Source organism: Pseudomonas syringae group sp. 243L2, from assembly GCF_032587875.1.
In the GTDB taxonomy this organism is placed as follows: Bacteria; Pseudomonadota; Gammaproteobacteria; order Pseudomonadales; family Pseudomonadaceae; genus Aquipseudomonas; species Aquipseudomonas amygdali.
The window spans coordinates 609,910-622,938 of the sequence record NZ_JAWHPL010000021.1 but is presented as its reverse complement, the minus strand read 5'-3'; the positions used below and the strand labels follow the sequence as shown (position 1 = coordinate 622,938).

The window sequence follows — 13,029 nt, the reverse complement described above, 5'->3', positions numbered from 1 at the left end:
CACCCCGACTCATTCGACGCTCATAAGGATAGGAAGCCATGTTCAACTGGTATCGCGAAGTCACTCCCAAGGAGCGCAAGACCTTCTGGGCCTGTTTCGGCGGCTGGTCGCTGGACGCTCTGGAAGTGCAGATGTTCGGTCTGGCCATCCCTGCCTTGATTGCCGCCTTTGCCCTGACCAAAGGCGACGCAGGGTTTATCAGCGCCGTGACGTTGGTGACGTCGGCACTGGGTGGCTGGGTCGGCGGAACGTTGTCGGATCGCTATGGCCGGGTTCGCACGTTGCAATGGATGATCCTGTGGTTTTCCTTCTTCACCTTTCTGTCTGCCTTCGTGGCCGGCTTCAATCAGTTATTGATCATCAAAGCGCTGCAGGGCTTTGGCATTGGCGGTGAGTGGGCGGCAGGCGCGGTGTTGATGGCCGAAACGATCCAGTCGCGCTACCGCGGCAAGGTCATGGCAACGGTGCAAAGCGCCTGGGCTGTCGGCTGGGGGCTGTCGGTGGTGTTGTTTACCCTGATCTATTCGTTTGTGCCGGAGGATATTGCCTGGCGGGTAATGTTTTTCGTTGGCCTGCTGCCGGCACTGATGATTATCTGGGTGCGCCGCAACGTCGAGGAGCCGGACAGCTTCCAGCGCATGCAGAAAAACGCTGCGCCGAAGGGTAATTTCTTCAAGTCGATGGCCGGAATCTTTCGCCCCGAATTATTGCGCGTCACTTTGCTTGGCGGCTTGCTGGGCCTTGGTGCGCACGGCGGGTATCACGCGGTCATGACGTGGCTGCCCACCTTTCTGAAGACCGAACGTAACCTGTCAGTGCTGAGCTCCGGCGGCTATCTGGCGGTCATTATCGTTGCATTCTGGTGCGGTTGCGTATGCAGCGGTCTGTTGATCGACCGCATTGGCCGACGCAAGAACATCATGCTGTTCGCGCTGTGCTGCGTGGTCACGGTGCAGTGCTATCTGATGCTGCCGTTGAGCAACACGCAAATGCTGTTTCTTGGCTTTCCACTGGGGTTCTTCGCCGCTGGCATTCCGGCCAGCCTGGGTTCGTTTTTCAACGAGTTGTACCCGGCAGACGTACGTGGGGCAGGGGTTGGCTTCTGCTACAACTTCGGGCGCGTATTGTCGGCGGTGTTCCCGTTTCTGGTGGGCCATATGAGCGAATCGATGTCGCTGGGCACTGCCATCGGCATCGATGCCGGTATTGCCTATGGCGTGGCGATGGTGGCTGCTTTCTGCCTGCCGGAAACCCGTGGACGCAATCTTGATGCCACGCTGATTGCTGCCGACCCGCTGGATAAGGGCGCAGCGCAGCAGGCTTGAATATCCTTTCACCCGCGGTGTTACGGCACTGCGTTGACTACAGATGAACTCATGACCGACCCCTGTACCACGCCAATCCTGGGCATTGATGCCCATGCTCATGTCTTCAGCAAGGATTTGAGTCTGACGTCAGGACGACGTTACAGCCCGGACTACGATGCCACTGTGCAAGCGTATCTGGCCCACCTGCACGAACATGGTTTGAGTCATGGCGTGCTGGTGCAGCCCAGTTTTCTGGGCACCGATAACCGATTTCTGTTCGACGCTCTGGCGCAGGCCCCTGATCGGTTGCGCGGTGTGGCGGTGGTTGATACCGATATCAGCCGTGGTGCCTTGCAGCGTATGGCGGGGCTGGGCATTGTCGGTATTCGCCTGAACCTCATCGGCAGGGCATTGCCTGACTTCACCGCACCTGAATGGAAGTCGTTGTTCAAGAACGTCTGGACCCTTGGTTGGCATGTTGAACTGCACCGTGAGGTTGCGGACTTGCCGGGGCTGATCCGGCAGTTGCTGCCATTCGGTTGCAAGATTGTGATCGACCATTTTGGTCGACCCGATGCGCGCCTTGGTATTGATGACCCGGCGTTCCAGGCATTGCTGGAATTGGGCCTGAGCGGGCAGCTGTGGATGAAAGTCTCGGCAATTTATCGACTGGACGGCACTGCCGAGCAAAATGCGGCGTTTGCCCACGCTGCATTGCCTCTGCTGCTGCAAAGCTTTGGTCCGCGCCGGTTGGTATGGGGCAGCGACTGGCCACACACCCAGCATGAGCAAGAGGTCAGTTACGCCAGTGTGGTCGAGCAGTTCCGGGCGCTTGAGTGCCCGGAACCGCTCAAAAACATGTTGCTGGTCGAGGCTCCTCAGGCGCTGTTCGATTTTCTGCCAATCGAAATCTGACCCGCTAAGCCGCAGGCGGCCTGATCCTGTAGCTCACCACATACAGCGCAGGCAGAAAAAACAACGTCAGCAAGGTGGCGATGGCGATACCGCCGATCATGGCGATCGCCATCGGGCCCCAGAACACCTCGCGGGCAATCGGGATCATGCCCAGGCTTGCGGCTGCTGCGGTCAGCAGAATCGGCCGGCAGCGATGTTCGGTGGCCTTGACCACCGATGTCCAGGCACTCTCACCGGCAGCGATGAACTCGTCGATCTGTGTGACCAGAATCACCGAATTGCGAATAATGATGCCGATCAGCGCCAGCACGCCAAGAATCGCGACGAAGCCCAGCGGATAGCCGGATATCAATAACGCTGCGACCACGCCAATCAGGCCGAGCGGCACCACGCTGACCACTAGCAGAAGTTTTTTGACACTGTGCAGCTGGATCATCAAAAAGCTCACCACCAGCAGCAACATCAGTGGCACGACCTTCAATATGGGCCCTTGCGAGCGGGCGCTGGCCTCGACCGCACCACCAGTAGCCAGCGAATAGCGTAGTGGCAGGCTGGCGCTGAAGGCGTCGACTTCCGGTTTCAATTGCCTGACCAGCGCGGCCGGTTGCAGTTTTCCGAGCACGCTGGCTTTAAGGGTGATGGTCGCCAGCCGGTCGCGACGCCAGACCAGCGGCTGTTCCTGCTCGTAGCTGAGCGTGGCGAACGCCAGCAGCGGCACGCTCGCACCGTTGGGTGTCGGGATCTGCAGGTTGCCGAGGCTTTGTACCGAGTTGCGCTCATCGTTTTCTGCGCGCGCGACCAGGTCGATCAGGTAGGTACTGTCGCGCACCTGAGTGATGGTCGTTCCGCTGACCATACTGTTGAGGATTTGCGCCACGTCTTCCGAAGACAGGCCGAATTGACGCACCTTGTCCTGCGCGATATCAATCTTCAGCACTTTGCCCGGCTCGTTCCAGTCATAGATGACCTGGCCGATGTTTGGGTTGGCGTCGAGGATGGCCGCCAGTGCCATCGCCTGGCTGCGCACTTGTTCGATGTCCGGGCCGCTGACCCGGTATTGCACCGGCCAGCCCACTGGCGGCCCCATGTTCAGTGGCTGGACGTAGCCGCCCACCCCGACATAATCGTCACGAAAGCGCTGGCGCAGACGCTCGATCAGGCGATCACGCGCTGCGCCGCCCTGGCTGACGATCACCAGTTGCCCATAAAAGGGATTGCTCAGTTGCTGGTCCAGTGGCAGGTAGAAACGCACCGCTCCTTTGCCTACATAGGAACTCCAGCGCAGCACATCGGGATCGTTCTTGAGCGTGGCCTCAAAGCGATCCATGGTCTGGCGTGTGCCTTCGATGGAGCCGTTTTGCGGCATATAGATATCCACCAGAATTTCTGGGCGGTCGGAGTCCGGAAAGAACTGGTTCTGCAGCATTCTGGTGGCAAACAGTGAGCCGATGAACATCAGTAACGTGATGCCGATCACCCACCAGCGGTGCTCCAGGGTTTTGACCAGCAGGCCGCTGAAACCGCGCATCCAGCGCCCCGGCGCGGCATGCGGCGCCGACGCCTTGAGAATGTGCACGCCAATCAGTGGCGCAAACAGCACCGCCACCAGCCAGGACAGCAACAGCGCCACTGCGATGACTGCGAACATGGTGAACACGTATTCGCCCGCTGAACTGGAATTCAGGCCGATGGGCACGAAACCGGCAACCGTCACCAGCGTGCCGGTCAGCATCGGGAAGGCCGTCGAGGTATAGGCGAAGGTCGCGGCCTGTGGCAACGAATCGCCGCTTTCCAGGCGGGTCACCATCATTTCGACGGTAATCATTGCGTCGTCCACCAACAGCCCCAAGGCGATGATCAGCGCACCCAGCGAGATGCGCTGCATGGTGATGCCGCTGTACTCCATGAACACAAAGACCAGCGCGAGCACCAGTGGGATCGAACAGGCCACCACCAGACCTGCGCGAATGCCGAGGCTGATGAAGCTCACGACCAACACAATCAGGATTGCTTCAAAGAGTGCATGGGTGAAGCCGCCGATGGCTTTTTCAACCACGTCGGCCTGGCTGGACACCAGATGCACGTCGATGCCCAACGGTAGCTCGGTGGTCAGCTGGTCGATGCGCTGCTGCAACTGCGTACCGAATGCCTGAATGTTGCCGCCTTGCTTCATGGCCACCGCAAGCCCGATGGCCGGTTGGCCGTTGAAACGGAACAGCGAGGAGGGCGGGTCAGCGTAGCGGCGTTCGATAGTCGCCAGATCGCTGAGGCGAAAGAACCGCTCGCCGAAGCGCAGATTGACGGCCTCAAGGTCCTCTTCACTGCTGAATTGACCGCTGGCGCGTACCGCAATGCGTTCCGGGCCTGACTCAATCACCCCGGCGGGCGTTACCGAGTTTTGCGCTTGCAGGCTTTGCAGCACCTGGCGCTGATCGATGCCCAACGCCGCGAGCTTGCGGATCGAAAAATTCAGATAAATGACTTCGCGCTGGGCACCGAGCAGCTCGATCTTGCCCAGGTTGGGCACGCTGCGGATATCGGCGCGCACCTGTTCGACGTAATCGCGCAACTGGCGGAACGACAGGCCGTCAGCGGTGAACGCATAGATACTGCCGAACACATCACCAAACTCGTCGTTGAATGCAGGGCCCTGAATGCCGCTGGGCAATTCGCTGCGTACATCGCTGATCTTCTTGCGTACCTGATACCACGCTGCCGGGATGTCGGCGCTACGGGTCTCGCTTTTGAGGAAGACAAACAGCGTCGATTCGCCGGCCAGCGTGTAGCTTTTCACGTAATCCAGCGCGTCGATTTCTTCGAGCTTCTTTTCCAGCCGGTCGGTGACCTGTTGCAAGGTGTCGGGCAACGTAGCACCCGGCCAACGCGCCTGAATGACCATGGTCTTGATGGCAAAGGAAGGGTCTTCCTCGCGGCCCAGATTCAGAAACGACCAACTGCCCATCAGCAGTGAAACGAACATCATGTACCAGACCAGCGTGCGATGCCTGAGCCCCCAGGCCGACAGATTGAAACGCTCCCTCACAAACTGACCTCTCGCTGCATGCGTATTTTCTGTCCGGACTGCATGCCGTTAACGCCGGCAGTCACCACTTTTTCGCCCTCGTGCAGCTCGCCGCTGATCCGTACCTTCGAGCCCGTGCGCGTCAGTACCTGCACCGTGCGCGCAACGAGTGTCGAGGTCGATGGGTCGATGACCCATACCTGAGACAGGCCGTCGCGCTCCACAACGGCGCTGCCGGGCAGCTCGTGAAACGGCGGTGCGTCGCCGCTGATTTCGACCGTGACCGTCGAGCCCGGACGAAAGCTGTCGGGCATGTGCTGCAAGGCCAGACGGACACGTTGAGTGCGGGTTTCGGCGTTGATTTGCGGTGCAAGCTGGCGGACTTTTGCGGCCACTGAGACTTGCTCATCGAGTTGCGAAATCACCCTGATGCGCTGATTGTCATCCAGTGCTCCCAGCGGCAAATCGACCACTGCTTCGCGGCTTTCCGGACGCGCAAGGCTGACCACTGCCTGACCGGTCGCGATGACCTGACCGACTTCGGCTTGCCATTCGGTGATCAGGCCGTCGAATTCGGCTGACAGGCGCGTGTAGGACACATGGTCAGTAGCTTGTTGCAGCGCAATGCTGGCCTGACTGCGAAGTGCGTCCTGAGTGCGTACTTCACTGTTCAACTGGTCCAGACGCGCCCGCGAGCCGATACCGCGCTCGTAGAGTTGCTGGTAACGCGTTTGCTCATCGCGCGCCTGCTGCCAGGCAGACCGGGCTCTGCCGAGTTCTGCCTGGCGGGCACGCAAACGATGTTGCTGATCGCCTGGCTCCAGCGTGGCGAGCAGATCGCCTTTGCGCACTCGGTCACCGACCTCTGCATGCCGGGTTGCCAGTCGTCCGGCCACACGAAAACCCAGTGCTACCTCGTATTGCGGCTGGATGACTCCGGCGAAGCGTGCATAAGAGGCGCTGTGCTGATCGGCAATTTCGGTGAACAGCACGGGCCGCTCGACCGCTTCGCGAAGCGGTTTGTCGCGGCAGCCCGGCAGCGTCATGATCAGCAAACAGAGCAGCCAGCAAGCATGTGTCGGTCGTGGTTCTGCAGGTGTGCTGCTCATTGCCCTGGTGCCAATGACGCCAACGAGACGACCACCTCGACTGGCACTCGCTCGGCGACCTCGACCCGTTGCCCCGGGTAGAGAAACTGCAGCCCTCGGGAAACCACCCGATCGCCCTCGGACAGCCCCTCGGAAACGATCACCTGGCCCTGTTCATAGCGCAGCACGTTGACCCGCGTCAGCTTGACCCTTGCCTGAGCGTCCACATGCCAGACTGCCGGTTGACCCTTGGCGCGGCTCAGCGCTGACCAGGGCAGAGCGTACGCCCGTTGTGACCGAACCTGCAGGCGGGCGCTGACCACTGAGCCGAGTGCAGGTGCAACGGCGACGTCCGGCAGCGCAACGCGCACTCGCAATGTGCCGTTAGCGGCGGAAACGATGGGCGTGATTTCCCTGATGATGCCGGTCCACTGAATGCCCTGCTGAGCAATAGGGCTGATGATTACCGTGGTGCCTGTCTGATCGGAGCGCAGCAGCGATTCATACACGGAAAATACGGCCTCGCGTTCGCCATCGTGAGCGACACTGAACACCGGTGCGGCGGCCTGGACCACCTGACCTTCTTCGGCATGCCGTGCAGTGATGACGCCATCAGCTACTGCGAGCAGTTCGGTGTAACCGACTTGATCACGTGCATTGGCCTGTTGAGCTTGCAGCGCTGCCAATTCAGCTCGCGCACTCTCAAGGCCGGAGCGTGCCTTCTGGTATTCACTGAGGTTGGTATAGCCCTTGGGCAGCAGTAACTGCTGACGCAGGTAATTTTGTTCGGCGAGGTATAAGCGCGACTGTCGCATGGCGACTTCGGCATTGGCCGACGCCAGCTCGTTCTTCTGTTCTTGCGGGTCCAGCCTGGCAAGCACTTGCCCGGCACGCACGCGGTTCCCGACATCCACGTAGCGTTTGATCAGCTTGCCCGACACGCGAAACGCTTGCTCGGTTACTTTGCGCGCCTGGATATCGCCTGTCAGCGTCACACTGCTTGAGACGTCCACCAAGGCAACTGGCTGTACCTCGACTCGCACCAGCGCCTTTTCTGCAGGTTTCCCTGCGGAACAAGCGCTGAGCGAGAGCAGTGAAATGAACCCCAGCACCAGGCCGGGCTGAACAGGTATGAGGTGCGATAGCCGGACATTTCCGGTAGCACGGCAGTACCAACGCAAGCGCGTTGCAAAGGGAAAAGTCATCAACGAATAGCACTGCCCGATCAAAGAAACCAACACCGGTGAACCACTGCGTTACGCCGGAAAAGCTGCACGGCTTCCCGGGCGCAGGCGAGCGTATTTCAGGCCATCGCGGTGACGCTTGGCCACACCTGTTGAGTGGCTTCGGTGCCCAGGAAAGTCAGTGCGGTGCGTTGCGAGTGGTGCCACGCCGCCTTGCTCTCAAGGTCCAGAAAGTGCCCGGTGTCCGGAACTACGTTGAAACTGCTTTTGGCGATGTAGTTGGAAAACATCCGCGCATCTTCAACGGTGGTGTACTCATCTTTTTCACCGTTGATGAACAGCACCGGAATCTTGATCGAGGAAAAACGCTCGACGTAGTTAGTGGCGCTTAGTTTGCGAATCTGGCTGATGTGAAAGTCGATCTGGCGATATTCGTGTTCGGCAAGGCTGATCAGGTGCTTGTAGTTATAGAGTTTGAACAGGCGCGGCAGGTACTTGCCCACGGTGTCATTGAGCAGTGAGCCGATCTTGCGCTTCTCGCGGGCGGCCAGATAGATCTGGGCGCTATCGATGTAATCGAGCATGGCCTCGTTGAGGACCGGCGAGAACGAGCTGATGATCGCCTTTTCCACGGATGGCGGGCACTCGGAAAGGGCCAGCAGGGCCGATACACCGCCCCAGGATACCGACAGCAGGTGGTTCACCTGATAAAGGTCGATCAACTGCAGCAGGATGTTTACTTCATCTTCCTTGCTGACAATCATGTCGTCCGGGTTGTGGGCTCGGGACTGCCCCGAAAACGGCAGGTCGAATAGCACGAGGTTGTAGTGCGGTTGCAGGTACTTGACGGTCTGCCCGAAAGAGCCGGTGGTCGATAACGCACCGTTGACCAGCAAGATGGTCTTGGCCTCGCTGCCTTTCCAGTAAGTCTCGGTGTAAACCTTATACTGACCTACGCTTAAAATCTTTGATTGTGCGCCCATAACAGCCTCCCAGCCGATGTTGATCCAACTAATTAGTACAGCGTTCTCTGCTTTGGCAGCCATGTCAAAGCCTCGCCTTGTTAGTGGCGAAATCCGGTGAGTTATTATTTTGGGTGCAGCCAAGCGGTGCAGCAGGAACCTTGTTTGCCCGGTTATAGATAGCGCAGTGCCAGCGAAGCGACAAGACGCTGACGTCATAAAAATGTCTATTCGTTCACATTTTGCCTGGAAGGCGAAGAACCGCCATCTGCTCGATGGGGTGATTTATTCGGGGAAAACCGTCATATAAAGCCAGAAAAGCGCATTTATTGAGTGGAACTTGTGAGCGCTGAAACGGTCAAGCTACAGCGGTTTTTGAAATATATTGTTACAAATTAGCGCTTGGCAGGCTGCGCCAGATAACTATCGAAAGCTCTGGAACCACTGACCCAGACGCTTCAAGCTCGTCAAAAAGCAGGCACGTAGTGTTTTGCGCAGGGGATCGCGATTGAATCTCAGGCCAGAGTGTTTACGGTGCGACATTCCAGCAACAAGCTTGCGCCGCCGTATTCACTGATGCCTATTTGCAGCGTAAAACCATGCAGATTGACGATAGCGGCGACTACGGAGAGACCGAGCCCGAAGCCGCTCTGTTCAGTGCCGGTTTCGCTGCGATAGAAGCGCTGGAAGACGGCTGCGCGCTCGGCGACGGGGATGCCGGGCCCAGAGTCCTGTACTTCAATGCACGGCGTGATGCCGTCGCTGGAGGGGTAGGCGCTGATTTTTACAATCCCGCCGGAAGGGGTGAACTTGATTGCATTTCCCAGCAGGTTGGTCAGCGCTTCAAACAGCAGCGCTCGGTCGCCTACCAGCGTGGGTAATGTGTCGTGCAGGTCCAGCAGCAGGGTGATCTGGTCTTCTTCGGCCAGTGGCAGGTAGAAATCATGCAGTTCCTGCAGCAGTGGTTGCAGCTCCAGCTCAACGAACGCCGAACGTCGCTGGCGGTCTTCCAGTTCCGAAATGCGCAGCAGCCCGCGGAAACGCGCCATCAGCGTGTCTGCCTCACTGATGACCTGGGCAATCTGGGTGGAATGGGGCGAATCGTGTGCTGATTGCTGCTGAATGCGATAAAGCTGGGCGCGCAGCCGGGTCAGTGGCGTGCGCAGGTCATGGGCGATATTGTCGCAGACGCCCTTGACCTCGTTCATGAGCTTTTCGATACGGTCGAGCATGGCGTTGACGATCACCGCCAGCATGTCCAGCTCATCACGTCTGTTCGAGACCGGCAGTCGGCCAGCCATGTCGCCGGCGATGATTGATTCGGCGCTGGCCTGAATGGCGCGTATGCGGCGCAACGGGCGGCGGCGCAGCAAATGCCAGCCGGCGACCCCGGGAATAATGGTCAGTGAGATGCCCCACAGCAAGGCGTGCAGGATCAGAGTGCTGACGGCAAGCAACGAGCCATTCTCGCGCACCAGTACCAGCCAGCGCCCGTCGGACGTTCGGTTGACTATCGCATCACAGCTGCCTTGCGGCAGGCCCGGGTCATCCGATTCGATGCAGTCGCTCAGTACATGGATCTGGCCGTCGATGGGCAGATTTTTCGGCACACGGGTGATGGGGCCTGCCACGGGACGAAAGTTTCGGTCGAACAGGCCATAGGCGTCCACTGCGCGCGTATCGAAGGTCATGCTGGTGGCCAGAGCATCAACCAGGGCCTGGCCTTCAAAGCGCGAAAACAGCTGCTGGCGGTGAGTGAGTGACTGGCGGGCGAGGTTGTCCAGGTAGGAGTTGACCTCCCAGTAGAGGACGCCCAGCAGCATCACGCTCCAGGCGACAAACAGGGAACTGTATAGCGCCAGTAATCGGCTTGTTGAAGATCGCCAGCCCTTAGACGGGTTCGGCAATAACATAACCTGAACCTCGCACGGTCTGGATCAGCTGTGCGGTGCCAGGTTGGTCTATCTTCTTGCGCAGACGGCCAATGTGCACGTCGATCAGGTTGGTGCCCGGATCAAAGTGATAGCCCCAGACTTCCTGGAAAATCATCATGCGGGTGATGATCTGGCCGCTGTTACGCATCAGGAATTCCAGCAGCTTGAACTCGGTGGGCAGCAGGGTCAGCGGCTCACCGCCACGGCAGGCTTCGCGGCTGATCAGGTTCAGTTCCAGATCAGCGACCTGTAGCACTGTCTTGCCCGCGCTGACCGGGTTACTGCGGCGCAGGAGCACTTCGACACGCGCCGCCATTTCGTCGGAAGCAAACGGTTTGGGCAGATAATCATCCCCACCTGCACGCAGCCCGCGCACCCGCTCGTCCACGTCGGAAAGAGCGCTGATCATCAGGATTGGCGTGGCGATACCCTGGGCGCGCAGATGGGTGACGATGGTCAGACCATCCATCTCCGGAAGCATGCGGTCCAGAGTAATCAAGTCATAGTCGCCGCTCACTGCACGTGCAAGACCGTCACGGCCGTTGTCCACCCAGTCCACTTCCAGTCCGTGGTTGCTGAGTTCGGTCACGATTTCCTTTGCTGTGATGGCATCATCTTCGATTGCCAGAATTCGGGTCATGGTCCCTGCCTGAATAAGTGCGTTCAAAAACTCATTCTGCCTTTAAAAGCCACTGCGCTTCCTGAAAGAAAGTTTAATGATAGGGATCATATGTCATTCTGCATGCTGATATCCGCGTCCTTGAGCGTTTGCTGCTGCTTTTCCCGGCGGCTTTTTTCTGCCTTGTCCTGACGATCGCGTTCCAGTTTGGCGGTCGTGTCTTTTTCGCTGCGGATCTGTGCATGGCTGATCAAGGCAAAGATAAAGCTGCCACCAATGATATTGCCTGCCAATGTAGGACCGGCAAAGGTAAACCAGAAATCCTTCCAGCCCAGCTCTCCGGCAAATACCAGATAGGACACTTCGGCCGAGCCCACGACAATGTGCGTGAAGTCCCCGAGCGCCATCAGGTAAGTGATCAGAATGATGATGGCAATCTTGGCATTTTCCATGGATGCAATCATCCAGACCATGGTTGCGATCATCCAGCCGGACACGATGCCCTTGGAAAACATCTGACTGACGTCGTTTTCCATGACCTTGTGGCCAATCTCCAGAAATGCCTTGTCTGTACTGGTGTCGAAAATCGGCAGATTGAGCATGACATACGCCACCAGCAGCGTTCCTGCGAGGTTGCCCGCCAATACCACACCCCAGAGCCGAAACAATCGACCGATGTTGGCCAGGTTCAACTTGCTCATGACCGGCAGCACGGCGGTAATAGTGTTTTCAGTGAACAATTGCTGGCGCGCCAGGATGACCGCGAGAAACCCGGCCGAATAGCCAAGGCTGCTGATGACGTGACTGCCGGGTATGCCTTCCAGCCGCGACTTGAACAGCCCCATCGCCATCAACGACAGGCCCATCGTCAGCCCGGCCGCGAGCGCCGACCACCACAGGGCGGCAACACTGCGCTCCAGTTCGTGATCGCCCTGAATACGGATGGTTTCGTGCAGCACCGCCGCGCGGGGCGGCTGGTTCTCATCAATCTCGCGCTCTTCCTCGGCTGACAGGCCGGGGGTCTTGCCGTCTACTTCGTGATCCATACAACATCCTCAGCGCCAGTGATGAAAGGGACCGGCACGGGCATTGCCGGTCCGATGGTTCAGACAGGCGCCGCGCGCGGTCGTTCGCTAACAGCGGGACGTATCAACGATTGTTTGCGCCGGTTGCAGGGTGCGCCCGTCTAGCCCAGCAGATCTGCGCTTTGCACGCGTTCTACACCCATGCTCAGGAGGTTCTTCCAGGCATTCTCCAGCGAGCCGTCCATGTCGATGGCGCGACAGCCATCTTCGATGACATACGTATTGAAACCGGCACTGCGTGCATCCTGAGCAGACCAGGCGACGCAGAAATCCAGCGCCAGACCGACCACGAATACCGTGTCGATGCCGCGCTCTTTCAAATACCCGGCCAGTCCTGTGCTGGTCTTGCGGTCTGCCTCCAGAAATGCCGAATAGCTGTCGATATGCGTATTGCAGCCCTTGCGCAGGATCAGTTGTGCGTGAGGCAGGTCAAGATCAGCGTGCAACTGCGCACCGTGGCTGCCTTGCACGCAATGGTCCGGCCACAGGGTTTGCGGGCCGTAGGGCAGGGTGATGCTCTCGAACGGCAGGCGCTGAGCGTGGCTTGAAGCAAACGAAATATGCCCGGCAGGATGCCAGTCCTGCGTAATGATCACTTGGGCAAAACGCGTGCCCAGACGATTGATCAACGGCAGCAACGCGTCGCCGTCAGCCACCGCCAGTTGTCCGCCGGGCATGAAGTCGTACTGCATGTCGATCACCAGCAAAGCACAGCGCGGGTCGGCGGGCTTGTTGGAAAGAGGCATTGTCGGTTCTCTTGTCAGGTGCGATGAGCGCCAGTTTGCCTGTTTGTCCCCACGGTTGCGAAGTGTGATGCGCAGCATGGGCAAAAGATATTTTTGCGAATTTGTATCAGGTGTTAATACGAATCTGTACTATTCGCGAAAAATCCTGCCGGGTCCCAAGAGGCCTG

At 58.7% G+C, this 13,029-nt stretch carries 10 protein-coding genes; 2 read left to right on the top strand and 8 right to left on the bottom strand.

Features of this window, described 5'->3' with window-relative positions; translation table 11 throughout:
- Window positions 1–38: 38 nt before the first annotated feature.
- Both RYB66_RS15725 and RYB66_RS15720 read left to right on the top strand, forming a co-directional pair.
- On the top strand, window positions 39–1,325 hold the full coding sequence (locus tag RYB66_RS15725; protein WP_010199124.1) for an MFS transporter: 1,287 nt from the start codon (window positions 39–41) through the stop codon (window positions 1,323–1,325).
- Between the two features lie 51 nt (window positions 1,326–1,376).
- Window positions 1,377–2,222 carry an amidohydrolase family protein gene (locus tag RYB66_RS15720; RefSeq protein WP_005780088.1) on the top strand — a complete coding sequence of 282 codons (846 nt, stop codon included), beginning with the start codon at window positions 1,377–1,379 and terminating at the stop codon, window positions 2,220–2,222.
- 4 nt (window positions 2,223–2,226) lie between these two features.
- Here the strand turns inward: RYB66_RS15720 and RYB66_RS15715 are convergent, their stop codons facing one another.
- From RYB66_RS15715 to pncA, 8 genes are all read right to left on the bottom strand, one after another.
- A complete protein-coding gene (locus RYB66_RS15715; RefSeq protein ID WP_316894838.1) occupies window positions 2,227–5,265 on the bottom strand; it encodes an efflux RND transporter permease subunit in 3,039 nt (1,012 codons plus the stop codon).
- Window positions 5,262–6,353, bottom strand: coding sequence for an efflux RND transporter periplasmic adaptor subunit (locus tag RYB66_RS15710; protein WP_316894836.1), 1,092 nt, complete (start codon window positions 6,351–6,353; stop codon window positions 5,262–5,264). The genes RYB66_RS15715 and RYB66_RS15710 overlap by 4 nt, the downstream gene beginning before the upstream one ends.
- On the bottom strand, window positions 6,350–7,537 hold the full coding sequence (locus tag RYB66_RS15705; protein ID WP_316894834.1) for an efflux RND transporter periplasmic adaptor subunit: 1,188 nt from the start codon (window positions 7,535–7,537) through the stop codon (window positions 6,350–6,352). Before RYB66_RS15705 ends, RYB66_RS15710 begins: the two co-directional genes overlap by 4 nt.
- Before the next feature lie 98 nt (window positions 7,538–7,635).
- A complete protein-coding gene (locus RYB66_RS15700) occupies window positions 7,636–8,562 on the bottom strand; it encodes an alpha/beta hydrolase (protein WP_316894832.1) in 927 nt (308 codons plus the stop codon).
- Window positions 8,563–8,993: 431 nt separating this feature from the next.
- Window positions 8,994–10,391 (bottom strand): sensor histidine kinase, encoded by a 1,398-nt coding sequence (locus tag RYB66_RS15695; RefSeq protein WP_016981055.1) that lies wholly within the window; start codon window positions 10,389–10,391, stop codon window positions 8,994–8,996.
- Complete coding sequence (locus RYB66_RS15690; protein WP_002553943.1) at window positions 10,369–11,052, bottom strand: response regulator transcription factor; 684 nt, start codon at window positions 11,050–11,052, stop codon at window positions 10,369–10,371. Before RYB66_RS15690 ends, RYB66_RS15695 begins: the two co-directional genes overlap by 23 nt.
- A gap of 86 nt (window positions 11,053–11,138) precedes the next feature.
- A complete protein-coding gene (locus RYB66_RS15685; protein WP_002553942.1) occupies window positions 11,139–12,077 on the bottom strand; it encodes a formate/nitrite transporter family protein in 939 nt (312 codons plus the stop codon).
- Between the two features lie 140 nt (window positions 12,078–12,217).
- The gene (gene pncA / locus RYB66_RS15680) at window positions 12,218–12,862 is read right to left on the bottom strand and encodes a bifunctional nicotinamidase/pyrazinamidase (protein ID WP_316894830.1); all 645 of its coding nucleotides are present in this window, start codon (window positions 12,860–12,862) and stop codon (window positions 12,218–12,220) included.
- Window positions 12,863–13,029 lie beyond the last annotated feature (167 nt).

Bases quoted from the DNA above. Each gene is read 5' to 3' on its own strand.
- RYB66_RS15725 (WP_010199124.1), top strand. From the start codon at position 39: ATGTTCAACTGGTATCGCGAAGTCACTCCCAAGGAGCGCAAGACCTTC.
- RYB66_RS15720 (WP_005780088.1), top strand. From the start codon at position 1,377: ATGACCGACCCCTGTACCACGCCAATCCTGGGCATTGATGCCCATGCT.
- RYB66_RS15710 (WP_316894836.1), bottom strand. From the start codon at position 6,353: ATGAGCAGCACACCTGCAGAACCACGACCGACACATGCTTGCTGGCTG.
- RYB66_RS15705 (WP_316894834.1), bottom strand. From the start codon at position 7,537: ATGACTTTTCCCTTTGCAACGCGCTTGCGTTGGTACTGCCGTGCTACC.
- RYB66_RS15700 (WP_316894832.1), bottom strand. From the start codon at position 8,562: ATGGCTGCCAAAGCAGAGAACGCTGTACTAATTAGTTGGATCAACATC.
- RYB66_RS15695 (WP_016981055.1), bottom strand. From the start codon at position 10,391: ATGTTATTGCCGAACCCGTCTAAGGGCTGGCGATCTTCAACAAGCCGA.
- RYB66_RS15690 (WP_002553943.1), bottom strand. From the start codon at position 11,052: ATGACCCGAATTCTGGCAATCGAAGATGATGCCATCACAGCAAAGGAA.
- RYB66_RS15685 (WP_002553942.1), bottom strand. From the start codon at position 12,077: ATGGATCACGAAGTAGACGGCAAGACCCCCGGCCTGTCAGCCGAGGAA.
- pncA (WP_316894830.1), bottom strand. From the start codon at position 12,862: ATGCCTCTTTCCAACAAGCCCGCCGACCCGCGCTGTGCTTTGCTGGTG.